At 33.7% G+C, this 20,653-nt stretch carries 20 protein-coding genes; 7 read left to right on the forward strand and 13 right to left on the reverse strand.

Annotation, left to right across the window (positions count from 1 at the left end):
* Positions 1-10: 10 nt before the first annotated feature.
* From ACQ654_RS22595 to ACQ654_RS22605, 3 genes are all read right to left on the reverse strand, one after another.
* Positions 11-466, reverse strand: a complete 456-nt coding sequence (locus tag ACQ654_RS22595) for a protease complex subunit PrcB family protein (protein ID WP_430412611.1) — start codon at positions 464-466, stop codon at positions 11-13.
* A 117-nt stretch (positions 467-583) separates the two neighbouring features.
* On the reverse strand, positions 584-952 hold the full coding sequence (locus ACQ654_RS22600; RefSeq protein WP_430412612.1) for a hypothetical protein: 369 nt from the start codon (positions 950-952) through the stop codon (positions 584-586).
* A 61-nt stretch (positions 953-1,013) separates the two neighbouring features.
* Positions 1,014-1,469 (reverse strand): hypothetical protein, encoded by a 456-nt coding sequence (locus ACQ654_RS22605; RefSeq protein WP_430412613.1) that lies wholly within the window; start codon positions 1,467-1,469, stop codon positions 1,014-1,016.
* 404 nt (positions 1,470-1,873) lie between these two features.
* Here ACQ654_RS22605 and ACQ654_RS22610 point away from each other — a divergent pair, with 404 nt between their 5' ends.
* The 5 genes from ACQ654_RS22610 to ACQ654_RS22630 all read left to right on the forward strand — a co-directional run bounded on the left by ACQ654_RS22610 (position 1,874) and on the right by ACQ654_RS22630 (position 5,437).
* Positions 1,874-2,500, forward strand: coding sequence for a tetratricopeptide repeat protein (locus tag ACQ654_RS22610; RefSeq protein WP_430412614.1), 627 nt, complete (start codon positions 1,874-1,876; stop codon positions 2,498-2,500).
* Positions 2,501-2,563: 63 nt separating this feature from the next.
* A complete protein-coding gene (locus ACQ654_RS22615) occupies positions 2,564-3,925 on the forward strand; it encodes a 2TM domain-containing protein (protein WP_430412615.1) in 1,362 nt (453 codons plus the stop codon).
* Positions 3,916-4,278: a 2TM domain-containing protein gene (locus tag ACQ654_RS22620; protein WP_430412616.1), complete on the forward strand. Its 363-nt coding sequence runs from the start codon at positions 3,916-3,918 to the stop codon at positions 4,276-4,278. Before ACQ654_RS22615 ends, ACQ654_RS22620 begins: the two co-directional genes overlap by 10 nt.
* A gap of 13 nt (positions 4,279-4,291) precedes the next feature.
* Positions 4,292-4,627, forward strand: a complete 336-nt coding sequence (locus ACQ654_RS22625) for a 2TM domain-containing protein (protein ID WP_430412617.1) — start codon at positions 4,292-4,294, stop codon at positions 4,625-4,627.
* Between the two features lie 54 nt (positions 4,628-4,681).
* The gene (locus ACQ654_RS22630) at positions 4,682-5,437 is read left to right on the forward strand and encodes a LytR/AlgR family response regulator transcription factor (protein ID WP_430412618.1); all 756 of its coding nucleotides are present in this window, start codon (positions 4,682-4,684) and stop codon (positions 5,435-5,437) included.
* Between the two features lie 148 nt (positions 5,438-5,585).
* On the opposite strand, the gene ACQ654_RS22635 is transcribed toward ACQ654_RS22630, so the two are convergent.
* From ACQ654_RS22635 to ACQ654_RS22680, 10 genes are all read right to left on the reverse strand, one after another.
* Positions 5,586-6,257: a hypothetical protein gene (locus tag ACQ654_RS22635; protein ID WP_430412619.1), complete on the reverse strand. Its 672-nt coding sequence runs from the start codon at positions 6,255-6,257 to the stop codon at positions 5,586-5,588.
* Between the two features lie 165 nt (positions 6,258-6,422).
* A complete protein-coding gene (locus ACQ654_RS22640; protein WP_430412620.1) occupies positions 6,423-6,602 on the reverse strand; it encodes a hypothetical protein in 180 nt (59 codons plus the stop codon).
* Positions 6,603-6,831: 229 nt separating this feature from the next.
* Positions 6,832-8,010: an LETM1-related biofilm-associated protein gene (locus ACQ654_RS22645; protein ID WP_430412621.1), complete on the reverse strand. Its 1,179-nt coding sequence runs from the start codon at positions 8,008-8,010 to the stop codon at positions 6,832-6,834.
* Between the two features lie 77 nt (positions 8,011-8,087).
* Positions 8,088-8,672 (reverse strand): superoxide dismutase family protein, encoded by a 585-nt coding sequence (locus tag ACQ654_RS22650; RefSeq protein WP_430412622.1) that lies wholly within the window; start codon positions 8,670-8,672, stop codon positions 8,088-8,090.
* A 72-nt stretch (positions 8,673-8,744) separates the two neighbouring features.
* Entirely contained in the window at positions 8,745-11,966 is a 3,222-nt protein-coding gene (locus ACQ654_RS22655; protein ID WP_430412623.1) for a VPS10 domain-containing protein, read from the reverse strand.
* Between the two features lie 372 nt (positions 11,967-12,338).
* The gene (locus tag ACQ654_RS22660; protein ID WP_430412624.1) at positions 12,339-15,629 is read right to left on the reverse strand and encodes an amidohydrolase family protein; all 3,291 of its coding nucleotides are present in this window, start codon (positions 15,627-15,629) and stop codon (positions 12,339-12,341) included.
* Positions 15,630-15,761: 132 nt separating this feature from the next.
* Positions 15,762-16,151 (reverse strand): hypothetical protein, encoded by a 390-nt coding sequence (locus ACQ654_RS22665; RefSeq protein ID WP_430412625.1) that lies wholly within the window; start codon positions 16,149-16,151, stop codon positions 15,762-15,764.
* 65 nt (positions 16,152-16,216) lie between these two features.
* Positions 16,217-16,849 (reverse strand): DUF2306 domain-containing protein, encoded by a 633-nt coding sequence (locus ACQ654_RS22670; RefSeq protein ID WP_430412626.1) that lies wholly within the window; start codon positions 16,847-16,849, stop codon positions 16,217-16,219.
* Positions 16,850-16,940: 91 nt separating this feature from the next.
* Positions 16,941-17,486, reverse strand: coding sequence for a hypothetical protein (locus ACQ654_RS22675; RefSeq protein ID WP_430412627.1), 546 nt, complete (start codon positions 17,484-17,486; stop codon positions 16,941-16,943).
* Positions 17,483-18,370, reverse strand: a complete 888-nt coding sequence (locus tag ACQ654_RS22680; protein ID WP_430412628.1) for a TolB family protein — start codon at positions 18,368-18,370, stop codon at positions 17,483-17,485. Before ACQ654_RS22680 ends, ACQ654_RS22675 begins: the two co-directional genes overlap by 4 nt.
* A gap of 259 nt (positions 18,371-18,629) precedes the next feature.
* Here ACQ654_RS22680 and ACQ654_RS22685 point away from each other — a divergent pair, with 259 nt between their 5' ends.
* A complete protein-coding gene (locus ACQ654_RS22685; RefSeq protein WP_430412629.1) occupies positions 18,630-18,983 on the forward strand; it encodes a hypothetical protein in 354 nt (117 codons plus the stop codon).
* A 4-nt stretch (positions 18,984-18,987) separates the two neighbouring features.
* Entirely contained in the window at positions 18,988-20,589 is a 1,602-nt protein-coding gene (locus ACQ654_RS22690; protein WP_430412630.1) for an FAD-linked oxidase, read from the forward strand.
* Positions 20,590-20,653: the final 64 nt, after the last annotated feature.

The following is a 20,653-nucleotide window of genomic DNA, read 5'->3' on the forward strand; positions in this document are numbered from 1 at the left end:
TCGCTTTATCTTATTCAAAAATCACGGGTAATGTGTTTTTAGGAATTTTTACAATATGATATGGTTGAGTAAAAACTGTTGTTGCAGCTCCTTGCGGAACAAGACTTGTAACGGTTACAACAATATTTTCTGAATTTGCATTGACAGCAATATCTAAAAGATGACCACCATTTGGTCGTACTTGATCAATGGCAACAATAACTGTAAAAGCAGTAAAATCAACATCCGTTTCTGTAAACGTGGAAGAAACATCATTTGCGGCATCAAATAGCGTAATAAGTGCATTCCATTCACTTTCATTATTAATAATAAGATTTTGCTCATCAACACCTTGTGAAGAACCTATATACAGGTTTCCAACACCAATTAGCGTTGTCTCAATGGTTGTGTTGGTTGTTTCTGAATCATCGGAATCACAACTCAATAAAAATAAAGAAACGACACAGAGAAATATACACTTTTTCATACTATTTAAATTAAGTTTTATATCTATAAGATACATCATTTATAAAATGGTTGCGTGTAATTTTAGGATAAATTTTTACACATTACAACATTTTCATATGTGTTGTGACGTGTAGTTTTATTTCTTTTTGTTAACATCTTTCTTAGAAAGAATATCATTAAAAGAAGTTTTATTCAAGAGTACGTGCATGAATAGTAAGGAAAAACATAGTGGGTTTATTTTTATGAAGATACGTTTGAATGAAAATTCAATATAGAAAATATCAATAAGTCCAACAGTTCCGATGAGTAATACCAAAAAGAAAAAAAAGGCAAACCACTTTTGATTTGTAGCGTACAGAATTGTTGCCAAAAGCACCAACGCAAAACCTAGATATAGTTTTGTGCTTAGTATATAATTAGTAAAAAAAGTGATGACAGTAGAACTCACCACAAGAATTATAGAAATAACTAATGGAATGATTTTCCAATTAATTAATGCAGACATATATATTCATATTTAAAACTATCTGTAAAAGATACTTAAAAATACGTTTTTTCTCAAAAAATTAAGTTTTAGTTTTCGGCCAAAAAATAATTCCTAAAAGTAATCCTAGTATTAAATAAACAATTGCGATTTCAATACCAATTGTTGTTAGTTCTTTTTGTTTTAGTGTTTCAATAATTTCTTCTTGTTTAAAAAATAATACAATCGTAATTGCTAGCAAAATTCCTAAACCTAATAATGGATGAATCAAACGTTTTTTTAAAGTTAGAAATAAATGACTTGTCATAAATCCCCAAATCCAGAGAACAAGGTAAAATTCAGTAGGAATGCTTTCTGACTTGCAAAAATATAGCATCATAGCAAAAAGTAGCACAACTAAAGTCAGTTGTTGTACGGTTTGAATGTATTTGTGAGTAGCTTCTAATTTTTTCTCAAAACAGAATAAAATTGTAGTCATAAAATTATAAGCTACCAATATAATAGTAGAAATATAGATAAAATACATGAGTGTATTCATGAAAAGCGCGTTTCGGTTAAGTAGTCATAAAAGTAGAGAATTCATACTGCTATGAAATACCTAACAATGGGGAAATTTTCGTGAAATTGTAAACTTCTACTCGCTCAGTTTTCTTCATTATTTTGAATAATGAAAGTTAAAATGTAAAATGTAGAATGTAAAACCGACAAACCTAATAATCTGCAATCAAATTACAATTCATCCTAAAAAAATTACAATTCGGTAGTTTCTTTTTTTCTAATATGACTGTTTGTAGGATATTTGAACCATCAATCAAAAACAAGTAATCAATCAAATCAATCAAAAAATGTTCAGTATCGTATTCATCATCATCAATTATGTTTCCTCCATTATCTAGGAATCATTTAAACAAAATCAATCACGAACACAAAAACATCATCACAATGAAAAAAGTACTATTAATTTTAAGTTTTATTTGTTTTGCTTTCACTGTAAATGCACAAACAAAATTCGAGAAAGGAATGCAAAAAGCATTTAAACTAGTTGAAGAAGGCAAAAGTGCTGCAGCCGCAAATTTATTTGAACGTATTTCGGAAGCTGCACCAAAAGAATGGTTGCCTTCGTACTATGCGGCACAACTGAATATTATGAACGGATTTGCCATAAAAGATAAAAGTAAGTTGACACAACAACTAGACAAAGCACAAAAACAACTTGATCACGCAACAAGTATTTCGCCAAATAATCCTGAAATTATGGTTATGCAAGCAATGTTATACACTGTTTGGGTAGCATTTGACGGCGCAACATACGGAATGAAATACGGTGCAAAAGTGGCAGAAATTTACGCAAAAGCATACGCTATAGATAAAAACAATCCGCGTGTATTATTATGTAAAAACGAATGGGACATGGGAAGCGCACGTTACTTTGGAAAAGATACTGCTCCATACTGTGAAGCGTTTAATACAGCATTGGAAAAGTTTGAAACCTTTAAGCCAGAAAGTGCTTTACATCCAAGTTGGGGAAAAGATCGTGTGGAATATTTAATTGCAGAATGTAAAAAGTAAGCAGCACAGCTTAAAAAATCCTTAGTATATTTGAAGGAACGCCTCATATAAAGATTCAAAGAAATGAAAGAATTTAGTAAAGTTATTAGTGTCGGAGTTGTGATAGCAATTGTGCTATTAGCTGTAGATTTACTATTTAGATACACTTCAGGAAATGAAATTCATTTCAACCAACGATTACTAATTGCTTTTGGTTACTACTGCATGTATTCTGTAGCTATAAGTATTGTAAATTCATATTTCTTTGATTACATCAACTTAAAGGTGAATTGGAGTCCGACTTCAAAAAAATATAAAATGCTCATTGGAATTATTGGTTCTATTGTGATTACCATATTCACGGTGTTTTTAGTGCGAATGATGCAAGAAATAGGAATAGAAGGCAAAACCTATGCTGAATTTATAAGAACAGAAAGTTCGGCGTTCTATTTTAGAGCATTACTCATAACAATCATTTTTTCTGTATTCTTTCATGCGTTATATTTTTACAAAGAATTACAAAAAAAGAAAGTTACAGAGCAAAAAATTATTGCAGGAACGGCTTCTGCTCAGTTTGATGCTTTAAAAAATCAATTAGATCCGCATTTTCTGTTCAATAGTTTAAATGTATTAAGTTCATTAATTGATGAAAATCCACGTCAGGCACAGAAATTTACATCAGGATTATCAAAAGTATACAGATATGTGTTAGAGCAGAAAAACAAAGAATTAGTTACGGTTGATGAAGAATTTACGTTTGCAAAAACATACATGAGTCTTTTAAAAATGCGCTTTGAAGACAGTATTATTTTTGAAGTTCCTGAAAAGGCAAGCAATCCAGAAAGTAGAGTTGTGCCGTTATCATTACAATTGCTATTAGAAAATGCTGTGAAACACAATATGGTAACGCCAGCGAAACCATTACATATAAAAATATATGAAGACGGAGGAAATTTAATCATACAAAACAATCTTCAAGAAAAACAAATTGTAAAAAAGAGTAGTGGAGTAGGTTTAAACAATATCAAACAACGATATGACTTACTTACACAACGAGAAGTATATATAAACAAAACAACATCGGACTTTCAAGTAGCAATTCCGATGCTTACAAAACAAGTAGAAATTATGAGAAATAGAGCAATAGGTCCAGGAAAAGATTCACTGGACGACGAATATATAAAAGCACGTAAACATGTAGAAAACTTAAAAGATTTTTACTATAACTTACTGTCATACTGTTTGGTAATACCATTTCTAATCTTTATTAATTGGAAAACAAGTTGGCAATTCCAATGGTTTTGGTTTCCAATGTTTGGTTGGGGAATTGGATTAGCTTTCCATGCAATGAGTGTTTATTTTGAAGATGGACGATTTGGAAAAAATTGGGAAGAGCGAAAAATTAGAGAATATATGGAACAAGAAGAACGAAAAAGATGGAACTAATAGAAGCGAACAATAGCAATCAGGAAAAAGAATCTAAAAAGCGAAGTGATGCATATATAAGAGCTAAGAAAAAAGTAGAAAACTTAAGAGGTTTTTACGTGCATCTTATTGTTTATGTTGTCATTAATACCTTTATCACCTGGCAACAAGTAGCAGAGCATATTGAAAATGGACATACGTTGCAACAAGCTTTTAAAGACAATGGTACCTACATGCTTTGGGCATTATGGGGAATCGGATTAGTGTTACACGGAATTAATGTTTTCATTACAAACGGTACATTTGGACAAAACTGGGAAGAACGAAAAATAAAACAATACATGGAAGAGGACAATTCTCAGACATGGAAATAAAATATAAAAACTCATGAAAAAATTACCATCACCATCAAATTTTAAAGATTACTCCGAAGAAGAACGTTACATACAAGCGCGTAAGAAAGTAGAAAAAATAAAAGGGTTTTATATTCACTTTGCAGTATATATTATTATTAATATTTTTTTACTGACTATTATCGGACTTAATTTGGACGAAGGAGATAGCTTTTGGAAATTTGGACACTTTTCTACAGCATTCTTTTGGGGAATAGGAATTGTATTTCATGCGTTAGGTGCATTTGGAGCTAACATTTTCTTCGGGAAAAATTGGGAAGAGCGAAAAATTAGAGAATACATGTCAGACAAAAAACAAAACTGGGAATAACTGCCACATGGAGCTGAGTAGAAATAAAACATCAAACATCGAATACGAAAGAAAATGAAAGTAATCATCATAGAAGACGAAAAACCATCAGCACGTCGCCTAAATAGAATGTTAGAAGCAGCAGATATGGCTGTAGAAATCATGTTGCATTCTGTATCAGAATCAATTGAGTGGTTTCAAAATAACGAACATCCAGATTTAATTTTCTTAGATATTCAGCTTTCTGATGGATTATCCTTTGAAATTTTTGAAGAAATAGAAATCAAATCGGCTATCATTTTTACAACAGCATATGATGAATATGCGCTGCAAGCATTCAAACTCAATAGTATTGATTATTTACTAAAACCTATTGATGAAGATGAACTCATTGCGGCTGTAAAACAATACAAAGCGCGCACGCCGCAAATCCAAAATGTACAACTCAATTTTGATGATATAAAAAAACTATTAGTCAATCCAATTGAGCGAACTTACAAAAAACGATACACCGTAAAAGTTGGACAACATTTAAAAATGATTCCAATTGACGAAATTGAATGTTTTTATAGCGAAAACAAAGGAACTTACGTCTATACTACAGAAGGTAGAAATTATCTCTTAGAAACATCGTTAGAGCATTTAGAAGATGAATTATCGCCAGAAATATTCTATCGCGTAAGCAGAAAATTTTACATCAATATCAATGCAATCAAAGACATTGTAAGTTATACCAACTCACGTTTACAAATAAAACTAAGCAACTTTAACGAACAAGAAATCATAGTTAGTCGTGAACGCGTAAAAGACTTCAAAAATTGGTTGAATTGATGTAATAGTGTAGCAATGCAATAATTTACCAACAAATACCGAATGACCAAATCAAAAAAATAGTCACTGAATAGCCGTAAAATAGTAAGAGCATTCTTTTCGTGAAAAAATGCTCTTACTTGTATTTTTTTTGATCCAACACTAACTTTTATAAGTTAATTCCAAATAATAATCCAATAGAATTTATTCCAGATAGTTTTTGTTCATCTTCAACTCCTTTAGTAGGATCGCTATCTAATTTTGTAAAATCACCTTGACTGTTAAACATTACACCAAGACTTATTTTATGATTAAAATTATAAGCCAAACCAACACCAGATTGAAACCCAAAATTCCAACCTTCGTATACATCTTCAACAGTTCCGCCCACAAAATTATATTCATCTTTTAAGATCGTTTGTCCGTATAACCCAATATTGGCAATTAAACGAACCTTGTGAGACAAATTATAATTTACACTAAACAATACAGGAATTTTGAGTAATCCACGTTCATGATAAAAGTTTCCAACAGCATTAAAACCGTTTCCGCTCAATTGATTGATTCCAACTCCAGTTGCGATTCCATATCGTTTTCCAATTCTATAATTGAGTAAAAATTCAGCGGAACTAGAATTTAAATTATAATTTGGTTGCTTATCGTTATCAACAACAACATATCCAATTCCTCCAAATGTCATAAAGCTAAATCTAGCATCTGAATGATGTTTGCCATGATGATGATTACTATTGTCATCATGCTGCTGTTTATTATTTTGTGCAGTTAAAAAATGAAAAGAAAAAAGAAGTACGAATACCAATGTGATATTTAATTTATTCATGAGATTGAGTTTTATATACAAACGTGAAGCTGCTTAGAATATTTTAAAAACATTAAAAAATGGTAATCTTTTATTTATAAATTTTGCAGATGCTATTCATTAGAGCATACAAGAAAAGCGAACCGAAGTCCGCTTCACACTTAATCTTTGTAAAAACCTGTTTTATTAAAAAGTTTTACAAGCATGTTGATCACCATCAGTAAACCAAACATGATCTGGCTCATCCGGTTCATGTGCATCAGTCTGACCACATCTGTGCGAATGAGGAGCTTTTCCTCCAACTACATTAAACGTTGAAATTGCTTTCTTGTTTAATTCCAAATTTTTAAACTGTCTTCTTTTCATAATATGTAAAGTTTTTAAAATTAATAATGATCAATGATAGATAGAAAAAAAGTGCATGCATAGAAAGGTATACTACGATTCCGCGAATTACAATGTAAGGAACATGATGATTCGCGGAATTGCTTTCTATAAGTTTGATTTTAAGGAATGTGAAAAATAAAAAAAGCATCTTTTAGTGTGGAAAGAAACTTTTATACACTAAATAATTGATGAAAATTACCAATAAAAACTATTCATCTATACGATTGTCATCAAAACCAGAAGGAAGGATTTTTGGAATAAATTTGATTACGAAAGGAAGTAGTAACATTCCGCCAGGTAGCATAAATATTGCCAAACTTGGAATGGTTTTAAAAATATCTAACAACTGATCTTTTACTTTTTTTTGCTCTTCATCACTCAAATTACGAACTGTCGATTGCGAAAGTAACAGCATTAACTCCTTACTTTCTTGCAATTCCTTGGACAAGCGTTTTTTATTACGAGTAATCAATTTAGAAACCATATTACTTGAGTTTTCATAGAAACTCTGCACCATATTTTGTGATTTTAACAGCTTAATATCATCTTTATGTGTGGTGTAATATTGATGAATATCATCGGTAGCTTTTAAAATAATTTCTTCTGAAATATGTAAATCGTGTGCCAATTGGTTTAAAAATATACGCTCTTGTTCGTCAATAATTTTATCGCTCCAAAATGTCATACACACCAAATCCACAATATACTTTTTTGTCAACGGATGTTTAATGTGAACCAACACATCATTATAATGAAACCGAGTACGATTGTCGTAACGAAAAGACGCTTCAAACAATTTAATAAGGCTTTTATCATACTTGCTTTTTTCAGTTTTCAAATCGAGCGCTGTAAAAATAATAGTTTCAATAGAAGCTTCCATTGTACGTAAATACGCATTATTCACTTCTCCTGATAAAAGATATTTCTCGTACGCCAATACATCTACAAAAAGTAACGTATTTGTGATGAAATAGTTGAAATTTTTAGTAATTAAATTATCATCAATGGCAATACGTTTGCTAATCATACTTTCGAGTAAATCGTATGATTTTTTCTTTCCCATAAATAATTCTTCAAAGAAAGAACTCTTATAATCGTCCACAATATTGTAGAAATTGATCACACTTTCTAAAAAATCTTCTTCAAATTGATGCTGTTCATAAATGAATAAAAAAGACAGTATAATGTTAATTTTACACAATTCGTCATGTGTATAATCATTTTGTTCTACTTGATCAAATAGCGTACGAAAATTTGTCCCATAAATAAAACCACAAGTTTTTAAATCTTGATAAAACTCATCTAGCGTATGTGCTTTCTCCTTTTCAGGAAGCGCACGATACTCTTGCAGTAATTTTTTTATCCAACCTTTGGAAGATGGGTTCATGATTGATGTAAATTATAAAACAAAAATAAAGCTACTTTAGTAAAAGTAGCTTTATTAATATAGTATTTATTTTTAATTTATTGTATAATTCCGCCACAGCTTACACGTGCGCCAGCAGCTCCAGATGGTTGTGAAACAAAATCATCTGTTCCTTGGTGTACAATAATTGCTTTTCCAACAATGTTTTTGTTTTCATCATCACAATCAATACACCATTGGTCTGTCTCAAAAGTGATCGTTGCTTGTCCGTTAGCTTCTGCTGTAAAGTTTCCGATATCTCCTTTGTGATATCCTTCCGTTGCGCCCCATTTTCCGTGTGGTTGCGCAGTAGGATTCCAATGTCCACCAGTTGATTTTCCATCAGCAGACGAACAATCTGCTTTTGCATGAATATGAATTGCATGTGTTCCTTCAGTCAAACCTTCCATGATAGCCACCATTTTTACCTTGCCTTCTTTTTCTGTAAAGACAACATTTCCAGAAACTTTACTATCACTTTTCGGTTCTAAAGCAAACTTCACTTTCTTTGTTTCGGTAGCTTTTGCTGTTACCTTTTCTGTTTTTTCTGTTGCTTTTGGTTTCGCTTCGTCTTTCTTTTCACCTTTACAACTCACAGAGATTAGCATCAATCCAGCGGCAACAATTAACATTCCTTTTTTCATTATTTTTTGGTCTTTATATAGTTTATATTGTTAAATAACTAAGGTAAGCAGATAATTAACTAAATGCAAATCTTAGTTTAATTGAAACGATTTTGTTTCTTTAAATGGTTTTAAATCAACTTGTTCCATTTCTGTGCGATACGTTTTCCACTCTTTGTTGAAAAATGTATTTGTTTTGTCCAACGCTTCTTTTAAAGCATCTTCTGCATGTTTCATTAGTTGAGTTTCAGTACTTGTCAACCCAGTTTGACGTGTGCGTGCATATCTATTTGCCAAACCAATACGTTGCATAACATTTACTTCAGGATTTCGTGTAATTCCTTGTCGTTTGTCTACTTTTCCTAAATATAAAGCGATAACAGCATCCACCTTTTTAACAATCGATTTTGATTTTTTGATCGCTTCTTTATGTTTTTTCTTATCTAATTTGCTAAGTGCTGTTTGATATTCTTTCGCAATATTTTTACTTTCTACCAATTGTTTTACAGCATCTGCGGCAGTTTGCGTCATATGCTGAATCTTCTTGCCAGCAGTATATGTTTCATTAATATTTTTTTGTGAAACCTGTAAGCGTGGATCACTTGCTACTTTAATAGAAGTTTCAGAAACTTGATCGCCATAAGTCATTTTTAGTTGATATGTTCCAGGTTTTACGCTCATTCCACCAGATTCACGTGTACGTTTCCGAATTCTTCTGGATGGTCTGTCAACTCCTTTTTCGTCCATTCCCCAAAACATTCTGTGAATTCCGTTTTCTTTTGGAACTTTATTTTTTAAGGTACGAATCAACTTTCCGTTGTTATACACTTGAAGCGTTAACGAATCCCATTTTACTTTCTTTTCATCATTCTTTGCTACTTCCTTTTCGTCTTTCTCATCATCTTCTTTGTCCTTTTTATTTTTCGAACCTTTTTTCGGCATTTCTTTCTTATTGATGTAATACGAAATCATTGCGCCGCCTCTTTTGTTTTCACCATGATACGTTGCGTCAGCACCAAAACGACTTCCCGTAGGTTGTTGATATGCCGCTTGATACGCAGTTGGTGGCTCAAATAGCTCAATATTTTTAGCTAGAATATTTTTATCTTTTGCAATGGCACGTAACGGACGAATATCGTCTAAAACCCATGCTGCTCTACCAAATGTTCCGATCACTAAATCGTGTTCACGTGGTTGAATTACTAAATCTTTTGTAGAAACTGTTGGAAACCCTGAAGTCCATTTTTGCCACTTATTTCCAGCATCTAAGGAAACGTATAAACCATCATCAGTTCCTAAAAACAATAAATTTTTATTCTCAGGATCTTCTACAATTGATAAGGTGTAACTTTTTACATCAGAAGCATCTACAATGCGTTCCCATGTGTTCCCGTAGTTTGTCGTTCTGTACGCATAAGGTTCGTAATTGAAACGTCTGTAATCATTCGCGACAAGCAATGCTTCACCTTGTTTTTTATTAGAAGCTTTTACTTGCACAATCCAACTTCCAGTTGGTAATCCTTTTATATTTTTGGTTACTTCCGTCCATTCTTGCCCACCATTTCTTGTAACATGCACACGACCATCATCAGTTGCCGCCCATAACATGTTTCGTTCTAATGGAGAAGGTTCAATGACTAAAACTGTACAATGGTTTTCTGCTCCAGTTGCATCCATGGTCAATCCGCCACTTTCTGCTTGTTTCAATTTTTCAGGATCATTCGTAGATAAATCATCCGAAATCACCGTCCATGTCAAACCTTTGTCGGTACTTTTATGTACAAACTGACTTCCAAAATAGAGTGTATTCGTATCAAAAGGGTCAATATTAATAGCAGCATTCCAGTTGAAACGAAGTTTTACATTTGCATCTGGATGTGTAGGTTTTACGGTGTAATTGTTTCCAGTAATCCAATCATAACGAGATACAAAACCTTGTTGACTCATAGACCAACCGTAACGTGAATCGTCTTTATCTGGAACTACATCAAATCCGTCACCAAACGAAATTTCCTGCCAATATGAATTGCGAATTCCTTGTGAACGCCAAACATAGGCAGGTCCGCGCCAAGAACCATTGTCTTGCATTCCGCCATAAACGTTGTATGGAAATTCGTTATCTACATTAATATGATAGAATTGCGCCACAGGAAGATTCCCGATAAAACGCCATGTTTGTCCACGATCTTTTGTAATATTCATACCACCATCGTTTCCATCAATCATAAATTTTCCATTTGTCGGATGAATCCACCATGCATGATGATCTGGATGTACACCATTGTCTACACCATACGCAGGCATCAACTGTCTGAAATTTTTTCCACCATCATCAGAAACATTTACATATGTAAATATTGTATACAACCTGTTTTCGTTTTGCGGATCAACATAAATTTCAGAGTAGTAAAACGGACGATTTCCAATACCAGGTTTATCACTTACCTTACGCCATTTAAATCCACCATCTATACTTTTATATAACGCATTCTTTTTAGATTCAATTAAGGCATATACAATATTTGGACTGCTTGGCGCGATTGCAATTCCGATACGACCCAAGTTTCCTTTTGGTAAACCTTCTTTATCCGTTAGTTTTTTCCACGTTTTTCCTCCATCGTGTGTAATGTGTAAACCAGAACCTTCTCCACCAGATTTGAAAAACCACGGATCGCGTTTGTGTTCCCACATGGCAGCAATTAGTTTGTTTGGGTTTGTTGGATCCATGACTAAATCAGCGGCTCCAGTTTTGTTATTTGCAAATAGAATTTGTTTCCACGTTTCGCCACCATCTGTTGTTTTGTACACACCGCGTTCTGGGTGTTCTCCCCAAGGTGAACCAATTGCCGCAACATATACTATAGCTGGATTTGTCGGATCGATAATCACACGGTGAATGTGACGTGTTTTTTCTAATCCCATCAATGTCCAGTTTTTTCCACCATCTAATGATTTGTATATTCCGTAACCACCATTTAGGCTGTTTCTAGGATTTCCTTCACCAGTTCCAACCCAAATTACACTTGGATTTGATTGTTGAATGGCAACAGCTCCGACAGAAGCCGTTACTTCTTTGTCAAAAACGGGCTTCCATTTGATACCGCCAGATGTAGATTTCCACAATCCGCCAGAAGCTGTACCAACGTACATTACATCAGGATCATTTGTGACAACATCAATTGCGGTAACACGTCCGCTCATTCCGCCAGGACCAATATTACGTGGTTTCATGTTTTTGACCGTTTCCATAGAAAACTCTTGTGCTGAAATACTCAGCGCGGAAAAGGTAAGTAGGAGTAGGAGTAGTTTTTTCATTTTATTTTAGGTTGGTTATTTGTGGTTTTGTTTATTTTTTATTTTGTTTACACTGAGCATTATTGAAATCAAAATACATTTTGATTGAAAGTACCTAGCGAAGCTACCGACGTGTTGATTTGTTTTTTAGTCGTTTCGTTCTTGTTATCAGTTTTGTGTTGTTTGGTACTAATACTTTTATATTTAAAATTTAGCATTTTACATTTTTAGTTTCAAATTACTTCTCGATACAAAATTCTTTCATTTCGACTCCACTCAATGTGCAGAATTTCACTCGAAGTGACGTTTTGGTATCAAACTAACAGATTACTTCGTTGCAAACTCCTCGGAATGACTTAGAAAACACGCCACTTTTACATTTATAATTTCAAATTATTGATGTCCCAAATGGCAACCGCAACCTGGACGCATGAAACTATTTGATTCCTCATGCCAAGGAAATGCGGCATTATATTTATTGTTTTCCCAATAGAATGGTGAACGTTCTTTTGCTTCGTTACCAATTTCATTCATCGTTTTTGTATCGTATAAACGTCCATTAATCATCGTATGCGTGATGCTTTCCGTATTTCTAATATTTTCTAAAGGATTTTTATCCATGATGATTAAATCGGCTAGTTTTCCAACTTTTAGCGAACCAATATCATTTCCTGCACCAATGTATTCCGCAGGGTTTATAGTTGCCGTTTTTAAGGCTTCCATTGGCGACATTCCACCTTGTTCCATCATCCAAAGTTCCCAATGCGCGCCCAATCCTTGTAATTGTCCGTGTGCGCCTAAGTTTACTTTTACACCTTTGTCTGCTAACGCTTTTACCGTTTCAGATGTTAAGATGTGTCCGTTTTTATATTCTTCTTCTGGCAACATGGTACGATGTCTTGAACGTGCATCAATAATTGCTCTTGGTGTGTATTTTAGCAATTTTTCATTCTCCCAAACATTCGTTTTTTGATACCAATAGAATTCACCATTTACACCACCATAGTTTACAATTAATGTTGGCGTGTATCCAGTTTTACTATTTCCCCACAATTCTAATACATCTTTGTATACAGGCGAAACTGGAATGTTGTGTTCAACTCCAGTATGTCCATCCATAATCATGGTCATGTTGTGATAGAACGTTGAGCCTCCTTCTGGAACAACAAAGATTCCTTCTTCGCGTGCGGCTTGCAATATTTGTTGCCGTTGTTCGCGTCGTGGTTGATTATAGCTTTTTACAGATAATGCGCCAAATGCTTTTGTACGTCTGATGGATGAACGCGCGTCGTCTAAGTTGTTTACGACTGCTTTGAAATCGCCATCAGCTCCATATAATATAAAACCTGTAGAGTAGAGTCGTGGTCCAACTAATGTTCCATTTTTCACCAATTCTGATAACGCAAAAACTGTTTCTGTATTCGCCGATGGATCATGTGCAGTTGTAACCCCAAACGCTAAGTTTGCGTAGAATTGCCAATGTTTTTGTGTTGTTAATCCATAACGAAAAGCACCAATATGAGCATGCGCATCAACCATTCCTGGCATGATTGTTTTTCCTGCCATGTTGTATGTTTTTGCGCCACTTGGAACTTTTACATCACTTGTATTTCCGATAGCTTCAATACGATTATTTTTTACGATAATTGTTCCGTTTTCAATTACTTGCTCATTATCCATCGTAATGATTCGCGCATTTGTAAACGCAATTTGACCACTTGGTTTGTCAGTTTTTAAGGTTAAGTCTATTTTAATTCCTTTCGTTGTAAGTTCAGGAGTTTTTTCTGGGGAACCGTCTAAATACGTAAACCTATTTTTGATTTCATTTGAGAAATATTCGTCTCCTAGTGTCCACATCACTTTTTTGCTATCTGGCGACCAATGTAAGTTTACACCAGCATCTTTTGCAATTTGAGCAACAGGAAATGCTTTCGTTTTGTTGTCTAAATTTACCGTTTGACCAGTTATGATCATTGGCGCCACATACGCTTTGTGCAATTGAGAAAAGGCAATCCATTTGTTATCTGGACTTGGTACAATTCTGTTTGCATATTTTGATGTGAAGTGCGTGCGTTTGTCGTTTCCTTGAAGATTGATACTGTGTAAAGATTTCGTTAAGTTCCCAAAGTACGTTCCGCCAGTTTGAATGAAGATACGTTTTCCATCCGCTGAAAAGATTGGATATTCGCCATCTTTTGTCACAAAATGTGCTTCACTTCCAAAAGCCGTCATGGTGTAGATTCCAGCTTTTTTAGCAAATGTAAATCCTTGATCACTGTTTCCGCGTTCTTTTCGGTATACAATATGTTTTCCATCAGGAGAGAACGAAGGTGTTCGGAAGCTTCCTTTTTCAGAAGTTAGTTGCGAAGAGTTTCCGCCGTTTATCGAGATTTTTCGAACTGAACCTAATTTGAGATCATTCCAAGTAACGTATACAATTTCTTTCCCGTTAGGAGAAAAACTCGGTTCTGATTCAAAATCAGTTCCTTTTGTCAATCGTGTTGGTGTTCCGTTTGGCAAGTTTTTCTTCCATAAATAACCAACCGCATTGAATACTACTATTTTTCCATCAGGAGAAGTTACTGCCTGCCGAATTACTTTCGCATTGAAGTTATCTGGCGCAACAGGCGTGTCAAACGAAACCGCTTCTGCAATTTGAATGTTCGCATTTACTTTGAACGGAATGTTTGTCACGCTCAATGAACTGATATTTATTTTTTGAATTTTCCCAGCTGCCCAAAATACAATTTCGTTGTTGTTTGGCATCCAACTAAAGTTTGGATAGACGCCAAATATTGCCCAAGCTTCTTGCTGATCTTTGTCTAATGCATCATATAAAGGCCATTCTTCACCCGTTTCTAAATCGTGTAGATATAAAACAGATTTTGTACGCACTCTTTTGATGAAGGCTAGTTTTTTTCCGTCTCTTGATATTTGCGGACGTGAAGCACCACCAGGTCCGCCAGTTATTTGAGTTGTTTTTCCAGTTTGGAAATCGTAGCGTTTGATGACATATATTTGCTTGTTTGGATCTTTGTTGTATTGAAACGATCCGCCAGGATATACATCTTCACTATAATATAGGTAGCGACCATCTGGTGAAATAGAAGGTTCGTTTACGTCTTGTTGTGCATTTTTCTTTTTGGTGAGTTGTAACCCTGAACCGCCAGTGATGTGATATTGCCACATTTCTCCAGCTCCAAGTGAACGTTGCGAGGTGAAGTGTTTTCGGGCAACAAACGAAGTACCATCAGGCATCCAAGTTGAGTTATTTAGTAATCGAAAACTTTCTTTTGTAATTTGTTTCGCATCAGAACCATCTGCATTCATCACCCAAATGTTATCGCCGCCGCCAGCATCACTTGTGAACAAGATTTTTGAACCATCTGGACTGAAATGTGGTTGTACTTCAAACGGAATTCCTGAACGTAATACTTTGGCATTTCCTCCAGAAATAGGAATACTGTAAATATCGCCCAACATATCAAATACAATAGTTTTTCCGTCTGGACTTACGTCCAGATTCATCCATGTACCTTCCGTTGTTGTGAATTTATGATCTTTGTAATTGAAGTCTCCTTTAGGATTTGAAACGTCCCATTTTTCAGTTTTTGTTTTGTCTTGCGCAAGCGTAAAACATACAAAAAAGAGTCCCAGAAGGACAGAAAGATTGGCTTTTAGCATTAGGTTTTTAATTTAGACTTCTAAATTAGCCAATATTGTGTTAATATTTCTTAAAAGTGTGTTAAGGTGTTTTGGAGAAGTCTTAAAAAGAAGCGTTCAAACAAAATGAAAATATTTTAAATTTAATATTAACTATATCTTTGTCAAACGTATTTCAGTTGGAGAAAGAAATTCTATTTGAATTTTATCACCAGCACTGACACCTAAATGAATAAACCAACTTCCTAATAGTTTTAGGTTTCCAGATCCCTGAAATTGTTTAGCATATTCTCTTTTGTATTGATTCCCAGCGGCTAATAATTTCCCGTTTGTTATAAAACCATCTGAAGTACTAAAATCATATTCTGCGCTTCTAATGCTAGAATGATTGTTTGTGATGTCAAATCTATAGGCATTACTTGCTGCTATTTGTAAATAGCCTTCACCATAAACAATACCTCTTGTGTTTGTGTGTCTATGACTTCCCCATTGTAGGTGGGCTACTTGTAATTCAGTGATAAAAGTATCTCCTTGCTGTGGCATATTTTTATTTTAATATATAAATAAATATTTAAACTAAAAAACACATTAATGGAATTCTAGTAAGTTTAAATTAATTTCTTATTTAGTTTCCAAAACCAATAATTCATATACGCAACTCCAAATACACTAGGAATTAACCATCCTGCAATTCCAGGAATGAATTGATTTACGACAATAAACGCCGTAACTGCCGAAATATAACCGCCAAGCATTTTCCCAATGTGTAGTTTTAGCCAACTTTTTCGGAGTTTGTTTGCGTTTTTGAACAGCATCAAATCTCTTGTCGCAAAGATGATTCCGATAGTTCCGAAAACTGTTAGAACAATGTTTATTTTTCCGTTAAGTATTAGTGGATAAAGTATCATGACAATTCCTGTAAGTAGCATGAATGCTGAAATTATTTTATCTAGCGTAAGCGAAATATTCGACTTTTTGAATCGTAATGCACGATATCCAGTAATGATAAAGTACGAACTGAATAATCCGATGGTGAATAGAAATGGATTTTCATGTTTTGGTAATACTGCAATGACTAATGCAGATACCGCCGAAAATAACATGGTGTAATAAAATACAATTCCAGATTTTTTGTGTGCATTTCCACCTTTTTTTGTGATGATGGCTATAAAACCTGCAATGAACGCGATACTTCCAAGTGTTGCATGTATGTAAATGAGATAGGTTGCAAAAGTTTCCATGTGTTTATTTTTATCAAATATCCACTTTTTGTTATGCCGTATTTATTTTTTGTGACTGAATTGCAGAATATGATTGCTGAATTGTGGTTTTTTATAGATCTTCTAATTCGTCTTTTATGATTTTGTGATTGTTTTTGCGCTGTTTCTTTATTTTTTTTGATTTTTCTTTTGCGGCATCTTCATTTTTATCTGATTTAAAACTCATGTGATTTTCTGCCAATCGTGAACCTTGTTTGACCATAATTCCATTATACGGGCAATCTTCATATCCGCAATTATGCTTTGAGTATTCTCCAAAATTTCGATGCTTGATTTTCTTTTTGGTGAGTATTTTTTCTTGATTGATTCGAATATCATCCCAAACTTTCCGTTCATCCGCTTGTGTCATTTTTCTTCCTAATGTTGTTAAATCAAAATAAGTTTTAGGATCTTTTAGCTGATAAAAATCAAACGTTTTCCCAAAAATTGTATGCGCATAATCACGTATTTCAATTTGGTCATTGAGTTCGAGTATTTCATTTTCGCAGATAGACCGATACATTCCCAAGGTATTGAAATCTGTATATTTTTTGTAGTTATCTATAAAATGAAAATATTCACTTTTAGTCAATTGATTAAATTTTCTTCCTATTTTCATTTTTTTAATTCAGATTCAATAGCAACCCATTTCACAGACCATTTCGTTTCAGAATTTCCTGTTGTAAAGAACAAAAAAGCATTATCGGGTGTTACATACGGATTTCCTTGTCCGTTAGTATTGATGTTGGTATTTAATTTTTTAGTGTTTTCCCATCCACCATTTCCGTCACTGAAACTTATCATAAGCTCAAGTGAATCGCCAATAGCGGCAAAAATCAAGTAATCTTCTTTAGGAGAAACATATGGTGTACAATTTCCAGCTTTTGAACTTCCTGTAATTGCTGTTTTTTCAGCGTTACTATAGTTTCCATTGATTAATGCTGCGTGATAAATGTCCATTTTGCTATAATCTAAATTACTCACATGAAAATATAACGTTCCAGAATTCGTGATTGTAGGATGAGAAACTAGCTTATTTCTCAAGTTGGGAATGTCAACAAATACTGGCGTTCCCCATTTTCCATTCACTTTGTCAGTTTTCCAAATATGCCAAGTTTGAGGCATTCCAGCAATAGAAGTTGGTCTTGTTGAACTAAAGTAAAGTGAGTTCCCGTCAGGAGAAAAACTCATTCCGTGTTCATTGTATGTACTGTTAATAAAGGCGCTTTCTGGTTCAGACCATTTTCCATTATGCTTTTTAATTACATAGATATTAAATTGTTCAAAATTTTGATCAGAAATTACATAATAGTATTCGTCTAAATTTGGAGAAAATATTCCTTTATGAATTAATTGGTTCTCAGGAACCAACTGTTGCATGAAATCAATAGGAATGTTATTTGGAACTTTATTTACTAAAAATTTCACGTTACTATTTTCAGCTTTATTCTCACAACTCATAAATACTGTCATTAAAAGTAGTATCAGTAAAAGTTTTTTCATGTGTCTAATTAATGCCACTATATCCATACATGAAATTTCATATATTTTTAGTGTAACTCAACTTTTTTATGGTTTCGTTCAGTTAAAAACCGAAGCTAGTTGTTTCTCAATTAAAAACCAAAATCATTATGAATCATTCTATAAAATTCTGAAGGAACTAAATCACATATATTATCAATACCTTAAATTTTAGGGTGTTTCTACCCTTGAAACTCTATCAGAAAACAACTACTTTTATACTTCATTAATTTAAATAATCATGAAATTAAAATATAAAAATTTTGTTAGATGGAGTTTTGCATTGTTGCTATCTTGTTTGTTTTCATCTTGTTATAGTGTTCGATTAAAGAATGTCTATGGCGATCCAATGCCAGATCCTGTGAGTGATAGAACCGATTATTACAGAATGATGAAGGTGAATGAAATTGATACGGTGATTACCATAAAATCCACGGATAAAGATTTTACGCTATTGCTGAAAGATTGCGGTACAAGCGGAATACACACCATAGAATATCGAAATACATTTGGCGGCGTTCTATTAAGCGCAGTCACATTAGGTCGAAAACGCAGCGTTCGTGTAAAATATGTATGTATGAAACCTAACTTTTAACATCATGGCAAAAACAACACCTTATTCAAAAAGCACATGGGACACCTTGCATAATAATGGTCCTTTTCCGTTGAAAACCTTATATGTAACCGAATTGGAAGGTTCGGCAAACATGTTTTCAAAATACGATCGATATAATGACGTAGCATTGGAAATTCAACGTTTAATTAGAGAATCCGCAGACAGAAATGAAGGTTTTAGAGCGTATGGTTCAAGTTGGTCGTTATCGCATGTTGCGCATCAAAAAGACAATATGCATTACAATGGTTTTATGAGTATTCATATTCCAATTCCACAAGAATTGACACATGAAAATTCGAATTATGCCAATGAAAACCTGTTCTTTTTTGAATGTGGAAATACAATCAAACGAATTTCAGAAGTATTAGGTTCACATGGTAAATCGTTAAAAACCAGTGGCGCAAGTAACGGACAAACTATTGCTGGTTGTATATCTACAGGTGTACATGGCGCTGCTTTAAATGTTGGTTCCGTACAAGATTATGTAGTTGGAATTAATTTAATAGTAGGCGATAAGCCAACAGATATTGTGTATTTAGAACGACACACAAAACCTGCGTTGAATGATAATTTTGCTGAAAAAATTAATGCAAAAGTAATTCGAAATGATCATTTATTTAATGCTGCTTTGGTAGGATTGGGCGCGTTTGGCTTTATTCATGGCGTTGTCATTGAAGCAGAAGATCGTTTTCTGTTAAAAAGATATGTAAGAAAGATTGGAAAAGAACTTGCGTTAGAATTGTCGGACACGATGGATTTTAAAAATTCGTCGTTCAAAATTGATGGAGAAGTTGATGAAAATGGCAAGCCAAATCGTCCATATCATTACAAAGTATTCATCAATCCGTATACGAATGAAAGTGAATATGTGATTGAAATCATGTATAAAAAACCATATAAAATTCCATATCCTGATCCGTTTCCTGTCATCAAAACGTCATTATACAAAGATTTAATTTACTTGTTGATAAAAGTATCTGAGAAGTTCCCGAAAAGTATTCCTTGGTTTATCAAAAAATTACGAAAAACCATTTTGCCAGCGGTAGATGAAGAAACATTAGGAACGTTGTATGAAACCTTTTGGGACGCGCCATATCAAGGTCCAGCATTTGCTTGTTCAGTAGGAATACATCATAAAGATTCATCTAAAGCGTATAAAGTTTTGGAAGAAATGACACAAAAAGAAGGTCCAATTCCAGGGATTTTTGCAATGCGATTTGTGAAGCAAACAGAAGCCACACTTGGGTTTACGAAGTTTCCAATAACATGTATGTTAGAAATTGATGGTGTACTTTGGGAAAAATCTCGAAAAATCATGAGTTTGACCGAATATTCCAGAAGAATGATAGAAGTATTGCAAGAAAATAAGATTCCGTTTACGATTCATTGGGGAAAGAATTCCGATTGGAAATTTCCAAATTTGGTGAATGATATGTTTGGTGAAAAAGTAATTGAATGGAAAAAATATAGAAATGGATTACTATCTACCGAAATGCAACAAGTATTCTCAAATGGTTTTCTGCAGGATGTAAATTTACATACGCCAAATGATACTAATGATGATGATTTGATTGTTTCTTTATAGAATCAGTATTTTAATTATACAAAAAAACCGAAAACATTTTGTCTTCGGTTTTTCTTTGTTTTTT

This window comes from Kordia sp. (genome assembly GCF_965283645.1).
In the GTDB taxonomy this organism is placed as follows: Bacteria; Bacteroidota; Bacteroidia; order Flavobacteriales; family Flavobacteriaceae; genus Kordia.

Coding starts and splice junctions, on each gene's coding strand:
- ACQ654_RS22595 (WP_430412611.1), bottom strand. CDS start 466: ATGAAAAAGTGTATATTTCTCTGTGTCGTTTCTTTATTTTTATTGAGT.
- ACQ654_RS22600 (WP_430412612.1), bottom strand. CDS start 952: ATGTCTGCATTAATTAATTGGAAAATCATTCCATTAGTTATTTCTATA.
- ACQ654_RS22605 (WP_430412613.1), bottom strand. CDS start 1,469: ATGAATACACTCATGTATTTTATCTATATTTCTACTATTATATTGGTA.
- ACQ654_RS22610 (WP_430412614.1), top strand. CDS start 1,874: ATGAAAAAAGTACTATTAATTTTAAGTTTTATTTGTTTTGCTTTCACT.
- ACQ654_RS22615 (WP_430412615.1), top strand. CDS start 2,564: ATGAAAGAATTTAGTAAAGTTATTAGTGTCGGAGTTGTGATAGCAATT.
- ACQ654_RS22620 (WP_430412616.1), top strand. CDS start 3,916: ATGGAACTAATAGAAGCGAACAATAGCAATCAGGAAAAAGAATCTAAA.
- ACQ654_RS22625 (WP_430412617.1), top strand. CDS start 4,292: ATGAAAAAATTACCATCACCATCAAATTTTAAAGATTACTCCGAAGAA.
- ACQ654_RS22630 (WP_430412618.1), top strand. CDS start 4,682: ATGAAAGTAATCATCATAGAAGACGAAAAACCATCAGCACGTCGCCTA.
- ACQ654_RS22635 (WP_430412619.1), bottom strand. CDS start 6,257: ATGAATAAATTAAATATCACATTGGTATTCGTACTTCTTTTTTCTTTT.
- ACQ654_RS22640 (WP_430412620.1), bottom strand. CDS start 6,602: ATGAAAAGAAGACAGTTTAAAAATTTGGAATTAAACAAGAAAGCAATT.
- ACQ654_RS22645 (WP_430412621.1), bottom strand. CDS start 8,010: ATGAACCCATCTTCCAAAGGTTGGATAAAAAAATTACTGCAAGAGTAT.
- ACQ654_RS22650 (WP_430412622.1), bottom strand. CDS start 8,672: ATGAAAAAAGGAATGTTAATTGTTGCCGCTGGATTGATGCTAATCTCT.
- ACQ654_RS22655 (WP_430412623.1), bottom strand. CDS start 11,966: ATGAAAAAACTACTCCTACTCCTACTTACCTTTTCCGCGCTGAGTATT.
- ACQ654_RS22660 (WP_430412624.1), bottom strand. CDS start 15,629: ATGCTAAAAGCCAATCTTTCTGTCCTTCTGGGACTCTTTTTTGTATGT.
- ACQ654_RS22665 (WP_430412625.1), bottom strand. CDS start 16,151: ATGCCACAGCAAGGAGATACTTTTATCACTGAATTACAAGTAGCCCAC.
- ACQ654_RS22670 (WP_430412626.1), bottom strand. CDS start 16,849: ATGGAAACTTTTGCAACCTATCTCATTTACATACATGCAACACTTGGA.
- ACQ654_RS22675 (WP_430412627.1), bottom strand. CDS start 17,486: ATGAAAATAGGAAGAAAATTTAATCAATTGACTAAAAGTGAATATTTT.
- ACQ654_RS22680 (WP_430412628.1), bottom strand. CDS start 18,370: ATGAAAAAACTTTTACTGATACTACTTTTAATGACAGTATTTATGAGT.
- ACQ654_RS22685 (WP_430412629.1), top strand. CDS start 18,630: ATGAAATTAAAATATAAAAATTTTGTTAGATGGAGTTTTGCATTGTTG.
- ACQ654_RS22690 (WP_430412630.1), top strand. CDS start 18,988: ATGGCAAAAACAACACCTTATTCAAAAAGCACATGGGACACCTTGCAT.